The organism is Kitasatospora sp. NPDC101801, assembly GCF_044766665.1.
In the GTDB taxonomy this organism is placed as follows: Bacteria; Actinomycetota; Actinomycetes; order Streptomycetales; family Streptomycetaceae; genus Kitasatospora.
In genome coordinates this window covers 72,768-89,840 of record NZ_JBIWML010000007.1, presented here as the reverse complement: position 1 = coordinate 89,840, position 17,073 = coordinate 72,768, and the positions used below count along the sequence as shown (strand labels likewise).

13 protein-coding genes are annotated in these 17,073 nt (G+C 73.1%); 2 read left to right on the top strand and 11 right to left on the bottom strand.

What is annotated here, in order from left to right:
- Positions 1 to 6 precede the first annotated feature (6 nt).
- Positions 7 to 1,212: a cytochrome P450 gene (locus tag ACIRPK_RS11975; RefSeq protein WP_403036589.1), complete on the bottom strand. Its 1,206-nt coding sequence runs from the start codon at positions 1,210 to 1,212 to the stop codon at positions 7 to 9.
- 43 nt (positions 1,213 to 1,255) lie between these two features.
- Positions 1,256 to 1,990 carry an SIR2 family NAD-dependent protein deacylase gene (locus tag ACIRPK_RS11970; RefSeq protein ID WP_403036587.1) on the bottom strand — a complete coding sequence of 245 codons (735 nt, stop codon included), beginning with the start codon at positions 1,988 to 1,990 and terminating at the stop codon, positions 1,256 to 1,258.
- Positions 1,991 to 2,052: 62 nt separating this feature from the next.
- Between ACIRPK_RS11970 and ACIRPK_RS11965 the strand changes: the two genes are divergently transcribed.
- A complete protein-coding gene (locus ACIRPK_RS11965; protein ID WP_403036584.1) occupies positions 2,053 to 3,831 on the top strand; it encodes a helicase-associated domain-containing protein in 1,779 nt (592 codons plus the stop codon).
- Positions 3,832 to 3,838: 7 nt separating this feature from the next.
- On the opposite strand, the gene ACIRPK_RS11960 is transcribed toward ACIRPK_RS11965, so the two are convergent.
- From ACIRPK_RS11960 to ACIRPK_RS11925, 8 genes are all read right to left on the bottom strand, one after another.
- A complete protein-coding gene (locus ACIRPK_RS11960; RefSeq protein ID WP_403036581.1) occupies positions 3,839 to 4,402 on the bottom strand; it encodes a hypothetical protein in 564 nt (187 codons plus the stop codon).
- 158 nt (positions 4,403 to 4,560) lie between these two features.
- The gene (locus tag ACIRPK_RS11955) at positions 4,561 to 5,235 is read right to left on the bottom strand and encodes a response regulator (RefSeq protein WP_403036578.1); all 675 of its coding nucleotides are present in this window, start codon (positions 5,233 to 5,235) and stop codon (positions 4,561 to 4,563) included.
- Between the two features lie 10 nt (positions 5,236 to 5,245).
- Positions 5,246 to 6,412, bottom strand: a complete 1,167-nt coding sequence (locus tag ACIRPK_RS11950; protein ID WP_403036575.1) for a sensor histidine kinase — start codon at positions 6,410 to 6,412, stop codon at positions 5,246 to 5,248.
- A gap of 55 nt (positions 6,413 to 6,467) precedes the next feature.
- The gene (locus ACIRPK_RS11945) at positions 6,468 to 7,136 is read right to left on the bottom strand and encodes a DUF4097 family beta strand repeat-containing protein (RefSeq protein WP_403036572.1); all 669 of its coding nucleotides are present in this window, start codon (positions 7,134 to 7,136) and stop codon (positions 6,468 to 6,470) included.
- A 352-nt stretch (positions 7,137 to 7,488) separates the two neighbouring features.
- Positions 7,489 to 8,583 carry a hypothetical protein gene (locus ACIRPK_RS11940; RefSeq protein WP_403036569.1) on the bottom strand — a complete coding sequence of 365 codons (1,095 nt, stop codon included), beginning with the start codon at positions 8,581 to 8,583 and terminating at the stop codon, positions 7,489 to 7,491.
- Positions 8,580 to 10,766 carry a hypothetical protein gene (locus tag ACIRPK_RS11935; protein ID WP_403036566.1) on the bottom strand — a complete coding sequence of 729 codons (2,187 nt, stop codon included), beginning with the start codon at positions 10,764 to 10,766 and terminating at the stop codon, positions 8,580 to 8,582. The genes ACIRPK_RS11940 and ACIRPK_RS11935 overlap by 4 nt, the downstream gene beginning before the upstream one ends.
- Positions 10,763 to 11,524 carry a hypothetical protein gene (locus ACIRPK_RS11930; RefSeq protein ID WP_403036563.1) on the bottom strand — a complete coding sequence of 254 codons (762 nt, stop codon included), beginning with the start codon at positions 11,522 to 11,524 and terminating at the stop codon, positions 10,763 to 10,765. Before ACIRPK_RS11930 ends, ACIRPK_RS11935 begins: the two co-directional genes overlap by 4 nt.
- 150 nt (positions 11,525 to 11,674) lie before the next feature.
- Positions 11,675 to 12,337 (bottom strand): Crp/Fnr family transcriptional regulator, encoded by a 663-nt coding sequence (locus tag ACIRPK_RS11925; RefSeq protein ID WP_403036560.1) that lies wholly within the window; start codon positions 12,335 to 12,337, stop codon positions 11,675 to 11,677.
- Positions 12,338 to 12,554: 217 nt separating this feature from the next.
- Here ACIRPK_RS11925 and ACIRPK_RS11920 point away from each other — a divergent pair, with 217 nt between their 5' ends.
- Positions 12,555 to 13,112, top strand: coding sequence for a Pycsar system effector family protein (locus ACIRPK_RS11920; protein WP_403036557.1), 558 nt, complete (start codon positions 12,555 to 12,557; stop codon positions 13,110 to 13,112).
- A gap of 63 nt (positions 13,113 to 13,175) precedes the next feature.
- On the opposite strand, the gene ACIRPK_RS11915 is transcribed toward ACIRPK_RS11920, so the two are convergent.
- Positions 13,176 to 17,066, bottom strand: a complete 3,891-nt coding sequence (locus ACIRPK_RS11915) for a DNA-directed RNA polymerase subunit beta' (RefSeq protein WP_403036554.1) — start codon at positions 17,064 to 17,066, stop codon at positions 13,176 to 13,178.
- Between the last annotated feature and the right edge of the window lie 7 nt (positions 17,067 to 17,073).

Genomic DNA, 17,073 nt, shown 5'->3' with positions numbered 1-17,073 from the left:
GCTCCCTCAGACCTCGACCACCAGCTCGGCCAGCCCCCGGATCACGTACCCGGGGCGCCAGTTCGGCTCACGGACCAGCCGTAGCCCGGGCGCCCGCCGCAGCAGCGCCCCGTACGACTCGACGAGCTCCAGTCGGGCGAGCGGGGCGCCCAGACAGAAGTGAATTCCCGCGCCGAAGGTGATGTGCGGGTTGTCGGTCCGCCCGACGTCCAGCCGGTCGGGGTCGGCGAACCGCTCCGGGTCCCGGTTGGCCGAGCCGAACAGCAGGGCCACCTCGGCGCCGCGCGGCACGGTCACCCCGCCGACCTCGATGTCGTCCAGCACCCAGCGCTCGAACATCTGCAGCGGGGTGTCGTAGCGCATCAGCTCCTCGACGGCGGTGGGCAGCAGCTCGTCCACCGAGCTGCGCAGCCGGGCGAGTTCGCCCTCGTTGCGGAACAACGACCACCAGCCGTTGCCGGTGGTGTTCACGGTCGCCTCGTGGCCCGCGTTCAGCAGCAGCACGCAGGTGGAGACCATCTCCTGCTCGGTCAGCGCGTCGTCGCCGTCCGCCGCCCGGACCAGCCCGCTGATCAGGTCGCTGCCGGGCTCGGCCCGCCGCTGCCGGATCAACTCCCGCAGGTAGTCGGAGAACTCGACACTGGCCGCCACCGCCCGCCGGGCCACCTCGGGCGCCGGGTCGAGCTCGAACATCGCGGTGATGTCGGCCGACCAGGGGCGCAGCAGCCCCCGGTCCGCCTCGGGCACCCCGAGCAGCTCGGCGATCACCGCGACCGGCAGCGGCTCGGCCACGGCGGTGACCAGGTCGCCGCCGCCGTCCCGGACCAGCCCGTCCACCAGCTCCCCGGCCAGCCGGGCCACCGTGGGCCGCAGCTCCTCGACCGTCCTGGGCGTGAACGCCTTCGACACCAGCCGCCTGATCCGCCCGTGGTCCGCCCCCTCCAGGTCGAGCAGCCCCTGCTCGTTGAGGGTGTTGAACGGCTCGTACGCCGGGTCGGGCTCCGGGCGGCCGAACTCCCGGTGGCTGAACCGGTGGGTGTACGTGCGCCCCAGCCGACGGTCCCTCAGCAGCGCGCTGACGTCCGCGTACCGGGCCACCAGCCACTGCCCGGTCGGCTCGTGGAAGCTGACCGGCGCCTCCTTCCGCAGCCGCTCGTAGGCTCCGTACGGATGCGCCACGAACTCCGGCGACCACGGGTCGTACTCGGTCATCGTCCACTCCCAGCTCGTCGGGAGCGCCATCGTACGCAGCCGGTCAACCCGCCAGCAGGCGGTCCACCAGGGCGGGCAGCGCGGTGCCGATCGGCTCGCGGACCAGCTCGTCGGCGAGCGGGTCGTACGGGGTCGGCTCGGCGTTCACGATGGTCAGCCGGGCGCCGTGCTCGACCGCGATCTCGACCAGCCCGGCCGCCGGGTGCACCTGGAGGCTGGTGCCGACCGCGATGAACCGGTCGCAGTTCTGGGCGATCGCGGCGGCCTGCTCGATCACCACCGGGTCCAGGCTCTCGCCGAACATCACCGTGGCGGGCTTGAGGACGGCCCCGCAGTCCAGGCACGGCGGATCGGGCTCCCCGGCCTCGACCCGGGCCAGCGCCACCGCCATCGGGCCCCGGCGGTGGCATCGCACGCACTCCACCGACTGGGCGGTGCCGTGCAGTTCGAGCACCTTGCGGGGCGACTGACCGGCCGCCTGGTGCAGCCCGTCCACGTTCTGGGTGAGCACCCGGACCGGGAACCCGGCCCGCTCCAGCTCGACCAGCGCCCGGTGCGCCGCGTTCGGCTCGGCGTTCAGCGCCCCGGCGTCCCGCCGCATCAGCCAGGCCCGCCGCCGCACCCCGGCGTCGGCCAGGTACGGGCCGATGGTGACCAGGTCCTGCGCGCTCGGATCGCGCTGCCACAGGCCCTGCGGGCCCCGGTAGTCGGGAATCCCCGAGTCGGTGGACACCCCGGCCCCGGTCAGCACGGCGATCAGCGGTCGCTTGGCGTTCATACCGGCCGACGGTACGGGCCCGGGCCCCGGGCGGGCCACCGGAATTCCCGTACCGTGGGGCGGTGAGCAGCACCGAGGACCTGACCCGCTGGCTGACCGGCCGGACCGCCGGACAGCTGACCGTCCTGCTGGAGCGGCGGCAGCTGCCGTACGCGGGCGTCCCCGGGCTGGCCGAGCCGGCCCGGCTGGCCGCCTTCCTGCTCGGCAACCCGTCCGTCCGGCTCGCGCTGACCACGCTGAACCTGGCCGAGCTCCAGGTGCTCTCCGCCGTCGCCGTGCTGGCCGAGCGCCGGTACGGGCCGGCCCCGGCGCCTGCGGTGAGCGCCCCCGCCGGCTTCGCCGGACGCCGGATCGGCGCCGCCGCCGTGCCGACCCTCGACCCCGCGTCCCGCTCGGTCCCCCGCGCCGAGCTGCTGGAGCTGCTCGGTAGCCGGGCCGCGCCGCTGCTGGCCGGGCTGGCCGACCGCGCCCTGCTGCTGCCCCCGCACGGCGAGCAGCTCACCGTCCCCGCCGCGCTGCACCAGCAACCCCCGTACCGTTCCCTCGACTTCACGCCGGACCCGCCCCCGCTGCCGGCCGTCCCGCTGCCCGCGCACGCGGCCGGGGCGGCCCAGGCCGCCGTCACCGAGGCCGCCGCCCGGGTGGAGCTGCTGCTGCGGGCCACCGCCGCGCGGCCGCCGGCGCTCCGCCGGACCGGCGGCCCCGCCGTCCGGGAGGTCCGGGGGCTCGCCAAGGCGGCCGGGCTCAGCGAGCCGCAGGCGGCGCTCTGGCTGGACCTGGCCGCCAACGCGGGCCTGCTGGCCCCGTGCCCCGCGCCGCTCCGGCTGCTGCCGACCGCCCGGTACGACGACTGGGCGGCCGGGACGCCGGCCGAACGCCTGGCGCCGCTGCTCGCCGCCTGGGCGGTCACCCCACTGGTGTTCGGCACCGCCCCGGCCGTGCTCGGCACCCCCGACGACCCGACGGCCGTGCCGCTGCGGCACGCCCTGCTGCTCGCGCTGGACCAACTCCCGCCCGGCCACGGCGGGGTGGACCCGGCTGACCTGCTCGACGCGGCTGCCTGGCACCGCCCGCTCGGCCCCGCGCCGGACCCGGCCGCCGCCGCTGCCACCCTCGCCGAGGCCGAACTGCTCGGGGTGCTCGCGCACGGTGCGCCCACCCCCGTGGGACGCGCCGTGCGCGAGCTGCTCGACACCGGCGCGGCGCACTGTTTCCCCGCCGTACCGCCGGTCCGTCAGCTGTGCTACGTGCTGGACGAGTTGATGCCTCCCCAGGTCGACCGCGCCCGGTTCCAGGCCGACCTGACCGCCGTGGTGACCGGCCCGCCCACCGCCGCCCTGGCCGGGCTGCTCGACCTGACCGCCGACCGGGAGTCGGACGGCCAGGCCACCGTCTGGCGGTTCTCCCCCGCAGCCGTCCGCCGTGCCCTGGACACCGGGCTGGACGCCGACGAGCTGCTGGGGCGGCTCCGCGACCGGGGCGAGCTGCCGCAGCCGCTGGAGTACCTGGTCAAGGACACCGCCCGCACCCACGGCCGGCTCACCGTGGCCCCGGTCGGCTGCGTGCTCCGTTCCGAGGACGAGGCCCTGGTGCTCGAACTCACCCGGGCCCGGGCCCTGTCCGGCCTCGGCCTGCACCGGATCGCGCCCACCGTCCTGACCTCGACAGCCGACGCCGGGACCACCCTGACCGCGCTGCGGCAGGCCGGCTACGCCCCCTCGGCGGAGTCGGTCGCCGTCACCGTCGAACGGGCCCCCACCCCGCCGGACCGGGCCCCGGCCTACGACGCCGCCGCACTCGCGGTGGCCCTGCTCGGAGCCGGTACCAGTCGCGCGGACTGACGGCTGATCAGGCCACCACCGGCCGCATCGGCGGGCCCGCCGGGACGGTGAGCGGCCGGAGCGCCAGTGCGAAGAGCAGCGCGCCGGGCGTCATCAGGTCCAGGTTCGCCGCCATCAGCACGGTGGCGGCCAGCACCAGCAGTGGGCTCCACAGCGGGACCTGCCGGAAGGCCGCGCACAGCAGCACCAGCAGGCCGAGGTAGAACAGCGTCGGCAGCACCGTGTAGAACACCGGCAGCACCCCGGGCACGTCCTGGATCTCGCCGAACAGCCGGTGCTGGTCGGCCTTGTCCACCGCGGCCACGCCCACCCAGAGGTCGATCAGGGTCTGACCGACCGAGGCCGCGAGGCCGGTACCCGCCACCACCAGCGCGACCCTGCCCAGCAGCCGCGCGGCCACCCGGCGGCGCAGCTCCAGCAGCACCGGGACGAACAGCAGCAGCCCGGTCAGCAGGGCGGCGTGCCCGAGCAGCCAGCCCGCCTCGGGCTCCTTGCTGCCGGGCAGCAGCCGGATCGCGCCGTACAGGCCGATCAGCAGCGGGGCGGTCAGTGCGGGCCGGTGGTTCCTCATCGCAAGTCCCTTTCGGAGCAGCTCGGTTCGACACCCGAATCCTGCTCCGGACGCCCACGCCCGCGGATCGCCCGTACCGGCGAAAAGGTCCCCTCCCCCGTGCGGGGGAAGGGACCTCTCGGGGTCGACCACCTAGGGGCTGTCGGGCCGCGAGCCGCTCAGTCCTCGCCCGCGACCACCGCGCCGGACTCGTACGCGAACACCACCGCGTGCACCCGGTCCCGGAGTTGCAGCTTGGCCAGCACGTTGGAGACGTGCGTCTTCACGGTGTGCTCGCTGACCACCAGTTCGGCCGCGATCTCCGCGTTGGAGTGTCCCCTGGCCAGCAGCCGCAGGGTCTCCGCCTCCCGTCCGGTGAGCTGCTCCAGCAGCCGGGACGGCGCCCGGACCGCCTGCGGGCCGGTGCCCTTGCGGGCGGCGAACTCGGCGATCAGCCGACGGGTCACCGAGGGCGCGAGCAGCGCCTCCCCGGAGGCCACCATCCGTACCCCGTGGGCGAGGTCGTCCCGGCGGACGTCCTTGAGCAGGAAGCCGCTCGCACCCGCGTACAGCGCGTCGTAGACGTAGTCGTCCACGTCGAAGGTGGTCAGCATGATCACCTTCGTGCCCGGATGGTCGGCACAGACCAGGCGGGCCGCCTCCAGGCCGTCCATCACGGGCATCCGGACGTCCAGCAGCAGGACGTCAGGGGCGTGCGCCCGGACCGCCTCGACCGCCTCGGCGCCGTTCGCCGCCTCGGCCACCACCTCGATGTCCGGCTGCGCGTCCAGGATCATCCCGAACCCGGCCCGCACCAGCTCCTGGTCGTCCGCGACCACCACTCGAATCGCCATGCGCTCCCTCTCAACTCCCCAACGGCAGACTGGCCGTGACCACGAATCCGCGGCCGCCGGGGCCGGGCCCCGCCACCGCCCGGCCACCGCAGGCGGCGGCCCGCTCCCGGATGCCGACCAGCCCCCGGCCGCCCGACCAGGCGCCGGCCACCGCGACCGGCACCCCCGCGCCGTTGTCCTCGACCACCACCTCCAGCAGCTCGCGCACCTTGGCCACCCGCACCGTGACCCGGTCCGCACCGGAGTGCTTCACCGTGTTGGTGAGCGCCTCCTGGACGATCCGGTACGCGGCCGCCTGGACGTCCGCCGGGCCCAGCTCCTGCACCGTCAGCTCCACCCGCAGCCCGCTCTCCCTGACCCGTTCGACCACCGCGGGCAGCTCGGCCAGGGTCGGCTGCGGGGCCAGCTCGGGGCCTGCCCCCTGCTCCTTCAACACGCCGAGTACCCGGCGCAGTTGGACCATCGCGTCGCGACCGGAGTCGGCGATGGTGTCGAAGGTGCGGATCGCCCGGTCCGGGTCGCTGCGGACCACCACCGGGCCCGCCTCGGCCTGGATCACCATCAGGGAGACCGCGTGCGCCAGGATGTCGTGCATCTCCCGGGCGATCCGGGCCCGCTCCTCCGCCACCGCGCGGGCCGCGTCGGCCGCCGCCCGCCGGCCCACCTCGGTCGCCCGGCTCGCCTCGGCCCGGGCCAGCCTGCGCAACTCCCGTACCAGCGAGCCGAAGACGAACGGCACCACCGAGCTGAGCAGGCTGAACAGCATCCCGTTCACCGAGTGGGTGCCCAACACGTTGCCGACGATCAGTGAGACCAGGGTCAGCCAGCGCTGCCACTCCCGGCCGGAGTCCGCCACGGTGTAGATCGCCACCACCATGCCCAGCGGCAGTTGCGGCATCGCCGAGTGCGCCCACAGTCCGGTCGCCGCCGAGGCCAGCCCACTCAGGTAGAACACCCGGAACGGCGCCCTCCGCCGCCACGGCAGCGGCAGCGCGGTGGCGACCGCCAGCGCGTACACCCACCAGGGCCAGTCCGGTTCGTCGTGCCACACCGACCAGAGCGAGACCGCCAGCGCGCCCAGCGCCAGCAACGCGTCCAGCAGGTACGGGTTCACCCCGGCGAACCGCGCCTGCACCCGCTCCCCCAGGCCGGCCGCCCGGGCCTGCCACCGCGACATCCGCTCCACCTCGGCCCCACCCCCGTGAAGTCGATCATGCCGCACCGGGCTCCGATCAGCCACCACTGACCGTGACGTCACCGGTCGCCGCCCGGGCCACGATCTTCCGCTCCGACCCGGTCCGGACCGGCACCCGGACGTCCACGCTGCCGGTCCCGGCGGCCGCCTCCACCGCGTACTCCTCGCCCTTGGGCACCGTCACCCGCACGCTGCCCGTCCCCGCCTTGACCCGGACGTCGGAGGGCGCCACCGCGAAGCCCACCCGCACGTCACCCGTCCCGGCGGTCAGCTGCACCTTCGCCCCGCCCAGCCCCTCGGCGGCGATCCCGCCGGTCCCGGCGGACGCCTCCACCTCACCGGTCAGCCCGACCAGCCGCACGCTCCCGGTCCCCGCCTTGACCTTCACCACCGTCCCGGCCGGCACCCGCACCTGGTAGCTCACCCCGCAGCCGTCCTCCGGGCAGCGGTACGACAGCGTCAGCGTCCCGTCCGCCACCCGGTGCTCGGCCTCCGGCGCCGTCCCCCGGTACGACTGACGCTCCGTCACCCGCACCTCCGCGCCCTCGCCGACCACTTCGACGTCGCCGGTCCCCCCGTCCACCACCAGCACCCGGACCGCCTCGGTCACGCCGTACGCGACCTCCCGCTCCTGCTGCGCCGCGCACCCGGTGACTCCCGCCAGCACGGCCACCGCGACCCCGAACCCGACCAGTACCCGCTTCACGACGAACTCCCTCGCTGCCACCCACCTGCCGACACCGGGAATCCTGCCGCCCGCCCCCACCGCCACGCCTCCCTCCCGGGAGCGGTCCCGTCCCCTCACCCGCCCGGGGGAGGGGACGCCGCCGGGCGGTCACAGGTCCACGTGGTCCAGCGGGATCTCCCGGTAGCTCTCCACCTCCTTAGCCGGTAGGCGTCCCGCCGGGGCTGCCCGGCCGCGAACCCCTTGGCACCCACCCATGGCACCTCCGAACCCGATCATCAGAGCGGCCACCACCAGGGTGCCGGCCGTACCTGGGCGCCGCGCCCCGGCGACCGGGCACCGGACCGCCGGCGCCCGGGACCGCCGTCCCCGGTCATCTCCACTCTTCCTCCGGCTCGGTCCCGGGCGCCGGTGCGGTGGGCGCCGCCGGTGCGGGCGGGGCCGGCGGCGCGAGCTCCCAGGGGGCCAACGGTGCGCCGGCCTGGGTGTTCTCCCAGGGGGCGGGCGGCGCGGCCGGCTGCGGCGGCAGGGCCACCGTCGGCAGCGCGGGCGGCACCGTCCCGGGCAGCGCGTGCAGGCCGGTCTGTCCGGTCGGGGTACGCATCAGCGTCTGCCACATCTCCTGGACGTCGGCGGGCTGGATGTACTTCTGCTCGACCAGGCTGTTGAACAGCGCCAGCTTCCGGTCGTTGTCCAACTGGGCCTGGTTGGAAGCCTCCTGGAGGATCGACCGCAGGTCGCCCTGGTTCTGGGCGATCAGGTAGACCAGCAGCCCGTTGTCCTGGGATGCCGCCGCCTTGATCACCTCGGCCCGGAGCCCGAGCAGCTTGGCCTGCCCCTCCTGGAGGGCCTGCTCGATGACCAACCGCCCGTGCAGCTGGTCCAGTTCCACGTTCTGCAGGGTCGGTGCCTTGACGATGCTCTCGGTCTCCGCGCTGAAGCCGACGTGCAGGATCAGCGAGGCCACCGTGAGCCCGTGCTGGGCCAGCGGCAGCTCCTTGCCGCCGTACGAGCTCTCCAGGTACTGCTGGACCTGGGCGTCCTGCTGCACCGGGAACCGTCTGGTCCCGTTGCGCAGCACCGCGTTCAGCTCCTGCCGCACCACGGCGTCCCCCGCCGCGCTGTCGTTGACGCCGCGCCGGACCACCATCGCCGGGTCGGCCACCCGCCAGATCGCGTGCATGGTGGCGTGGAACCGGAAGCCGGGCGTGGCACTCTCCAACTGCTCCTGCCAGCTGACCCGGTGGTCCGACAGGTCCACGTCGTAACGGTGGCTGTAACGACCTGCCTGCCAGTACGAGGGCAGCCGGTCGAGCTGCTGGAAGTCCCCGCTGCCACCGCTGAACACGGTGGCCCGGGTGGGGACCGGACGCGTCCCCCGATCCCCGCGGGTGACCGGGAAGGGTCCGAGCACCAGCTGTCCGCTGTCGCCGATCGGTCGCCCCTGGGGCGGTACCGGGTAGTTCATGGCTGACGCTTCCTCTCGTCCAGTCGGTGGCCGACCTCCGCCGACACCAGCGGCAGCCCGGCCCCGTCGGGGTTGTTCCACTGCCCGGCCAGGTGGCGGAGCAGCCGCTCGGTACGGGGCGACACCTCGGCGGCCCTGGCCAGCAGCCGCCCCAGCGCCCGGCGCCCGGCCGGGTCGGTCTCCAACTGCCGGGCCCAGCTGCCGAGGCAGCTCTGCGCGACCTCCCAGCTGTCGGCCGAGCCGAGCACCGCCGCCCAGAGCTCGGCGAGCTCCGACTGCCGGACCGGATCGGCCGCCGACACCGCCAGCAGGGTGGGCCACCGGCCCGGGTCGGCGGACCGCGCCGGGCGGTTCTCCACCAGGTCCACCGCCACGTACAGGAAGGAGAGTTCGCCCACCAGCCGGCGCTGCGGGTCGGTGCCGAGCACCCAGTACCTGAGCAGTTGGAGCACCTCCCGGCGGTGCCGCTCCTCCCCGGTCGCGAACTGGTCCGCCAGCGTGCGGAAGAGCGCGTCCATCACCTCGACGTCCTCGGTGCCCGCCAGGTCGTGCAGCAGGCGCAGCGCGGCACCCCCCGGCTGGTCGAGCAGCACCCGCCAGGAGCGGGCCGCGGTGGCCCGGAACTCCTCGTCCGCCTCCGCCGACGCCCAGGAGCGCACCACCTCCCGGACCGGCTCGCCCAGTTCGGGCGCCTCGGCGGCGGTGTTCAGCGCGGTGGCGGCCGCCTCGCGCTGCAACTCGTCCGCCGAACCGGCCCAGGCGTCCAGCACGGTGGCGCGGAGCAGGTCGAAGGAGCCGACCGCGAGCACCCCGGCGGCCACCGCGGCCCGGACCCGGACCGACACCAGCTCGTGCCGCGCGCACTCCCGGAGCCAGGCCAGCACCGCCGAACGGTGGTCGTCGTACTCGTCCCAGAAGTGCAGCAGCAGTTCCCGCTGCCGCCCGGGCGCCCGGAACCTGACGATCATTCCGGGCGCCGTGCCGTGCCGGGAGGCCACCTCGCCGGGCACCACCTCGGCGCCCAGCAGTTCCAGCCGCCGACGCCGGCTGGACTGCAGCGCCGTGGACCTGTCCCGCTCCCGCCGGACCTCGTCGGCCGGCGGCTGGAGCCGCCGCTTCAGCGCCTCGGCGAGCAGCGACACGGTCTCGTAGGGCTCCCCCGCCAGGACCGAGAGCGCCACCCCCAGCGCCTGGGTCTGCAGGTCGGGCAGCTCCCGGAACCACTCGTCCAGGTCCTGGCTCAGACCGCTCCACCGGCGCAGCAGCAGCCAGCCCTCCAGATCGCCACCCGGCAGCTCGACGTCGGCCAGCAGCGCGCCGAGTTCGGCGGCGGCCGACAGCGGGGTGAAGGCGTCCAGCCGCTCCGCCAGCACCCGCCGCACGTCCGGCCGGGCCAGCACCGCGTCGGCCCGGTCCGCCCCGGCGCCGAGGCCCCAGGCCAGGTGGGCCCGGACCACGTCCTGGTGCGCGGGGGTCCGGATGAGTGCGAACAGCTCCTTGCCGGGGTGCTGGAAGGACTCCGGCAGCACCACCACCAACCGGCACTGCTCGGCGGCCAGTTCGGCGGTCAGCCGAGCCAGCAGGAAGGAGTCGAGCCGGTTGATCGCCGGTCCTGACAGGCCGGTGAGCAGATAGCCGGTGCCCGGGGTGAGGTCCGCCCGGCCCAGCGCGCCGAGGTCGGTCTCCGGCGCCAGCATTGCCAGCGCCGAGGCACCGCCCGCCAGCAGCAGCCGCCAGCCCACCGCCGTACGACCACTGCCGGGCCGCCCCCGGAGCAGCAGCAGCCGCTGCCCCTGGGCGCCCTGGGCCAGGTCGGGGTAGTCGCCGGACTGGACGAAGGTGGCCTTCACCTCCGCCACCTGACGCGCCTCCAGCTGGTAACTGCGCAGCTGGGAGCGGCTGTTCAGGACCCGGAAGTCGTAGTAGTTGCCACCGTTCACCGTGCCGCCGGTGATCTGCACGCCGTTGACCGAGGCCAGCCCGGCCTTGGCCTCGCGCTCCACCTCCCGGCGCTCACCGGCCGAACCGGCCTGCCCGGCCTGCGCCAGCACCCCCCTGGCCGCCCGCTGACGGCCGGTCAGCTCCTCGCCCCCGGCCGGGTGCCCCGCCACCGGATCGGGCTCGGCCTGCGCCGGGACCACCCCGCCCTGGTCGCCCTTGCCCGCCTGCTGTGGTGTGCTCACCACTGCTGCGCTCCGCCCCGGTGGTCGTTGTAGTTGCCGCCGTGCACCGTGCCGCCGTTGATCTGCACCCCGTGCACCGTGCCGTACCCGGCCGGTGGCCGGCCCGGCTCACCGGCGGCGGGAGCCGACCCCGGGGCCGGGTCCGGCTCCGGGAGTCCGGCGAGCTCGGGCAGGTCCGGCGGGCTGGCGTAGCCCGGCACCCGGATCCAGGCCCGGGTGTCCACCTCCTTGGCCTGGAACGCGACCGGGCGGAAGGAGTCCGGCTCGACCTCCTGGTGGCCCTGCCTGATCACCACGCGGTGCCACTCCTCGGTGACCGCGAGCACCAGGTGGGCCTTCTCGGCGGCCTTCAGGGTGTCCTTCAGCACCGGCAGGTCGACCAGCCGGCAGGCGGTGTTCAACTCCGTTCCGGCCCAGCCGTGTTCGTCCCCGGTCACATCGCCCGCATGCAGCGAGACCCGGAGCCGTAGGGCCGCCTCGGCGCTGCTCAGGCGTGCGTAGGTGGCCAGCCCGAACCGCAGGTGGGCGATGAACCTCCCGCTCAGGTCCACCTTGGGCGCGTCCGCGGCGAGCAGCCAGAACGCCCCGTCCCCGCGGTCCTGGCTGTCCTGCCCCAGCTCGATCCCGGCCTCCTCGGCGGCGCTGCCGACGATCCGGTAGACCTGCTGCCTGAGCCAGAGCTGCGTGCTGTCGGTCCGGGCGCCGAACCCCTGGGCGTCCACCACGAGAATCGGCCGGTACTGGGCTTTCTGGGACATCGGTTCGTTCCTCTCGAATGTCGCGGCAGCCGCACCGGCCGCCCCCCTCCTCGGCCGACCGGCCCGGCCGGTACGGCTGCCTGACCTCATCGAAGGCGCAGACTCCGAAGCTGTCCGCGTCGGATGACGCACTCGGACCTTGCTTTTCGGTCACGTACCCGAGGCGCCGGACGACCAGCCGACCAGCGCCACCGGATCCGCCACCAGCACCATGCCCCGGGACGTCACCACCAGCCCCGCTTCGCCGAGTTGGCGCAGAACCCGCACCACGGACTCCCGGGACGACCCGGCCGCCCCCGCCAACTCCTGCTGGGTGACCGCCAGTCGGCGGGCCGGACTGCCGGCCGGCGCCCCGGGCACCGGGGTGCCGTACCGGCCGGCCAGCCGGGCCAGCGCCAACGCTGTGCGCACCGACGCCGACCGGGCGCCGAAGTCGCCCCGCTGGCCGTCCGCGTCCCGCAGCCGCCAGGCCACCATCCGGAGCACCGCCAGCGCCAGGCCGTCCTGCTGCCCGAGCAGCGCCTCGAACCGGGCCACCGGCACGGCCACGCCCGCCACCGAGCCCATCGCGGTCGCGGTCGCCGAGCGCGGTCCGCCGTCCACGCAGGAGAGTTCGCCCACCAGTTCGCCGGGGCCACGGAGCGCCAGCAGGCTGGTGTAGCCGGTGGCGGACTCGGAGGTGATCTTCACCAGACCGCGTTCCAGCAGCAGCACCCGGTCCGCCGGCTCGCCCTCCCGCATCAGGACGGTGCCCCGGCGCCAGATGTGCACGGATCCCGCCGCGCGCAGCACCTTGATCCAGGTCGGAGACAACCCCCTTGCGGGGCTCGGCAGTTCATCCGGTACGAGCTCAGGTGTCCGCGACACCCTCGAAGTGCCCACACTGCGCCCCTTCTGACGGCCCCGCATACGCTACGGCCAAATCACCCCCGGTGTGCCGGGTTTGACGCAGACATCCGGCCCGGAAACGGCTATCAAGGATTCCGTCGGTGCGAGCCCGACACCGGAGCACCGACGGAGGGGACACACCATGGGAATCCCGGCACCGGCCGGCCAGGTCACCGGCGAGACCGGCGAGGGCGGCGGCGTCCAGCGGGCCGACCCGCTGGAGACCGCCTGGCGGATCCACGCCGTCCTGGCGGACTGGACCGGCAAGGTGGACGGAAAGGCCGCGTTCGCCCTCAGCATCGAGTCGGCGGCCCTGGCCGGACTGCTCGCGATGAGCGGGGAGGGCCGCCAGCTGGACCGGGTGCACGGCGCCCTCGGCCTGACCGCGCTGTGGGCCGGTGTCGCCCTGGTGACGGCCGGGCTGCTGCTCGCGGTCGCCGTGGTCAGCCCCCGGACCGGCAGCCACCGTCCGGCCCCCGACGCGGAGGCGAGCTTCGTCTTCTTCGGCCACCTGCGGCACTGGTCGCCGGAGCGGCTGGCCGAGGCGCTCCGCAGCCAGGACCCGCTCCCGGTGCTCAGCCGTCAGCTGATCACCATGGCCGAGGTGGCCTGGCGCAAGCACCAGCTGGTCCGGGCCTCGCTGGCCGCCGCCGTGCTCGGGGTCTGCCTGGTCGCCCTCGCGGTGCTGCTCGGCGGGTGAAACGCCGCAGGGCGGCCACCCCGTGTGGGGTGACCGCCCTGCGTGCGATCAGGTGACCGTGACTCAGCCGGTGTAGGGGCCGTAGTCGTAGTCGTCCAGCGGAACCGCCTGGCCGGAGCCGGCGCTGAACGGCGACAGGTCGTAGTCGTCGTAGCCGACGGCCGAGTACATCGCGGCCTTGGCCTCTTCGGTGGGCTCGACCCGGATGTTGCGGTAGCGGGGCAGACCCGTACCGGCCGGGATGAGCTTACCGAGGATGACGTTCTCCTTGAGGCCAAGGAGCGGGTCCGACTTGGCGTGGATCGCCGCGTCGGTGAGCACCCGGGTGGTCTCCTGGAAGGAGGCCGCCGACAGCCAGGACTCGGTGGCCAGCGAGGCCTTGGTGATACCCATCAGCTGCGGACGACCTGAGGCGGGGTGACCGCCCTCGGAGACCACGCGACGGTTCTCGGTCTCGAAGCGGCCACGCTCGACGAGCTCGCCCGGGAGCAGCTCGGCGTCGCCCGACTCGATGATCGTCACACGGCGGAGCATCTGCCGGATGATGATCTCGATGTGCTTGTCGTGGATCGACACACCCTGCGAGTTGTAGACCTTCTGGACCTCGGCCACCAGGTGGATCTGGACGGCACGCTGGCCCATGATGCGCAGGACGTCGTGCGGGTTCATCGTGCCGGCGGTCAGCTTCTGGCCGACCGCGACCGCCTCGCCCTCGGAGACCAGCAGCTTGATGCGCTTGGAGATCGGGTAGGCGATCTCGTCGCTGCCGTCGTCGGGGGTGACGACGAGCTTGCGGGTCTTCTCGGTGTCCTCGATCCGGACCCGGCCCTGAGCCTCGGCAACCGGGGCCACACCCTTGGGGGTACGGGCCTCGAAGAGCTCGACGACACGGGGCAGACCCTGCGTGATGTCGTCACCGGCCACACCACCGGTGTGGAAGGTACGCATCGTCAGCTGGGTACCGGGCTCACCGATGGACTGGGCGGCGATGATGCCGACCGCCTCACCGATGTCGACCAGCTTGCCGGTGGCCAGCGAACGGCCGTAGCAGAAGGCACAGGTGCCGACTGCCGACTCACAGGTCAGGATCGAGCGGGTCTTGACCTCGCTGATGCCGTGGCGGATCAGCTCGTCGATCAGGACGTCACCGAGGTCGGTGTTCGCGGTGGCCAGCAGCTTGCCGTCCACCGTGATGTCCTCGGCCAGCATGCGGGCGTAGACGCTGGTCTCGACGTCGTCCGTCTTGCGCAGGACGCCGTTCTCGACCACGCCGATCGCCAGCTTGAGGCCGCGCTCGGTGCCGCAGTCCTCCTCGCGGATGATGACGTCCTGGGAGACGTCCACCAGACGACGGGTCAGGTAGCCGGAGTCGGCGGTACGCAGCGCGGTGTCGGCCAGACCCTTACGGGCACCGTGGGTGGAGATGAAGTACTCCAGCACGGTGAGACCCTCACGGAACGACGCCTTGATCGGCCGCGGGATGGTCTCGTTCTTCGCGTTCGACACCAGACCACGCATACCGGCGATCTGACGCATCTGCATCATGTTTCCTCGAGCGCCCGAGTCCACCATCATGAAGATGGGGTTCGTCTTCTCGAAGTTGGCGTTCATCGCCTCGGCGACCTCGTTGGTCGCACGGGTCCAGATGCCGATGAGCTCGCTCTTGCGCTCCTCGTTGGTGATCAGGCCGCGCTCGTACTGACGCTGCACCTTCTCGGCCTGGGCCTCGTAGCCCTCGAGGATCTGCGGCTTGTTCGGCGGGACCACGACGTCGGAGATCGACACCGTGACACCCGAGCGGGTGGCCCAGTGGAAACCGGCCGCCTTCAGGTTGTCCAGGGTCGCCGCCACGACGACCTTGGGGTACCGCTCGGCCAGGTCGTTGACGATCGCGGAGAGCTGCTTCTTGCCCACCTCGTAGTCGACGAACGGGTAGTCCTCGGGCAGCAGCTCGTTGAAGAGCGCGCGGCCCAGGGTGGTCTTCAGGCGGAAGGACTCGCCCTCGAACCAGGTCGACTGACCGTCCTCGTCGACCGGCGGGGTCCAGCCACGGGGCGGGACGGTGCCGATCGGCAGGCGGATGTCGATCACGGCCTGGACGTCGATCTGCTTGGCGTCGAAGGCCATCACGGCCTCGGCGGCGGAGGTGAAGGAACGGCCACCGCCCTTCACCCTCTCCCGGTCCGAGGTCAGGAAGAACAGACCGAGCACCATGTCCTGGGTCGGCATGGTGACGGGGCGACCGTCGGCCGGCTTCAGGATGTTGTTCGAGGACAGCATCAGGATGCGGGCCTCGGCCTGCGCCTCCGCGGAGAGCGGCAGGTGGACGGCCATCTGGTCACCGTCGAAGTCCGCGTTGAACGCGGTGCAGACGAGCGGGTGGATCTGGATGGCCTTGCCCTCGACCAGCTGGGGCTCGAAGGCCTGGATGCCGAGGCGGTGCAGGGTGGGTGCACGGTTCAGCAGCACCGGGTGCTCGGCGATGACCTCTTCGAGGACGTCCCAGACCACCGGGCGGGCGCGCTCGACCATGCGCTTCGCCGACTTGATGTTCTGCGCGTGGTTGAGGTCCACCAGGCGCTTCATCACGAACGGCTTGAAGAGCTCCAGCGCCATGGCCTTCGGCAGACCGCACTGGTGCAGCTTGAGCTGCGGGCCGACGACGATGACCGAACGGGCCGAGTAGTCGACTCGCTTGCCGAGCAGGTTCTGACGGAAACGACCCTGCTTGCCCTTCAGCATGTCGCTGAGGGACTTCAGCGGACGGTTGCCGGGGCCCGTGACCGGGCGACCACGACGGCCGTTGTCGAAGAGGGCGTCGACCGCCTCCTGGAGCATCCGCTTCTCGTTGTTCACGATGATCTCGGGGGCACCGAGGTCGAGCAGACGCTTCAGACGGTTGTTGCGGTTGATCACGCGGCGGTACAGGTCGTTCAGGTCGGAGGTCGCGAAGCGGCCACCGTCCAGCTGCACCATCGGACGCAGGTCCGGCGGGATGACCGGGACGCAGTCCAGCACCATGCCGTTGGGCTTGTTGGTGGTCTGCAGGAAGGCGGAGACGACCTTGAGGCGCTTGAGCGCCCGGGTCTTCTTCTGGCCCTTGCCGGTCCGGATGATCTCGCGCAGGCGCTCGGACTCCTCGGCGAGGTCGAACGTCTCCAGGCGGTCCTTGAGCGCCGCGGCGCCCATCGAGCCGGAGAAGTACGTGCCGAAGCGGTCGCGCAGCTCGCGGTAGAGCAGCTCGTCGCCCTCGAGGTCCTGGACCTTGAGGTTCTTGAAGCGCGCCCAGACCTCGTCCAGACGGTCCAGCTCGCGCTGCGCACGGTCGCGCAGCTGCTTCATCTCGCGCTCGGCACCCTCGCGCACCTTGCGGCGCACGTCGGCCTTGGCGCCCTCGGCCTCGAGCTCGGCCAGGTCGGTCTCGGCCTTCTTGGCCCGGGCCTCGAGGTCGGAGTCGCGGCGGTTCTCGATCTGCTGACGCTCGACCGAGACATGCGCCTCCAGGGACGGGAGGTCGCGCTGGCGACGCTCGTCGTCCACCCAGGTGATCATGTAGGCGGCGAAGTAGATGACCTTCTCGAGGTCCTTCGGCGCCAGGTCGAGCAGGTAGCCGAGGCGGCTGGGGACACCCTTGAAGTACCAGATGTGGGTGACCGGCGCGGCCAGCTCGATGTGGCCCATCCGCTCACGACGCACCTTGGCGCGAGTGACCTCGACGCCACAGCGCTCACAGATGATGCCCTTGAAGCGGACGCGCTTGTACTTGCCGCAGTAGCACTCCCAGTCCCGGGTGGGGCCGAAGATCTTCTCGCAGAAGAGCCCGTCCTTTTCCGGCTTCAGGGTGCGGTAGTTGATGGTCTCCGGCTTCTTGACCTCGCCGTGGGACCACTGGCGGATGTCGTCGGCGGTCGCGAGGCCGATGCGGAGCTCGTCGAAGAAGTTGACGTCAAGCACTGGTCGT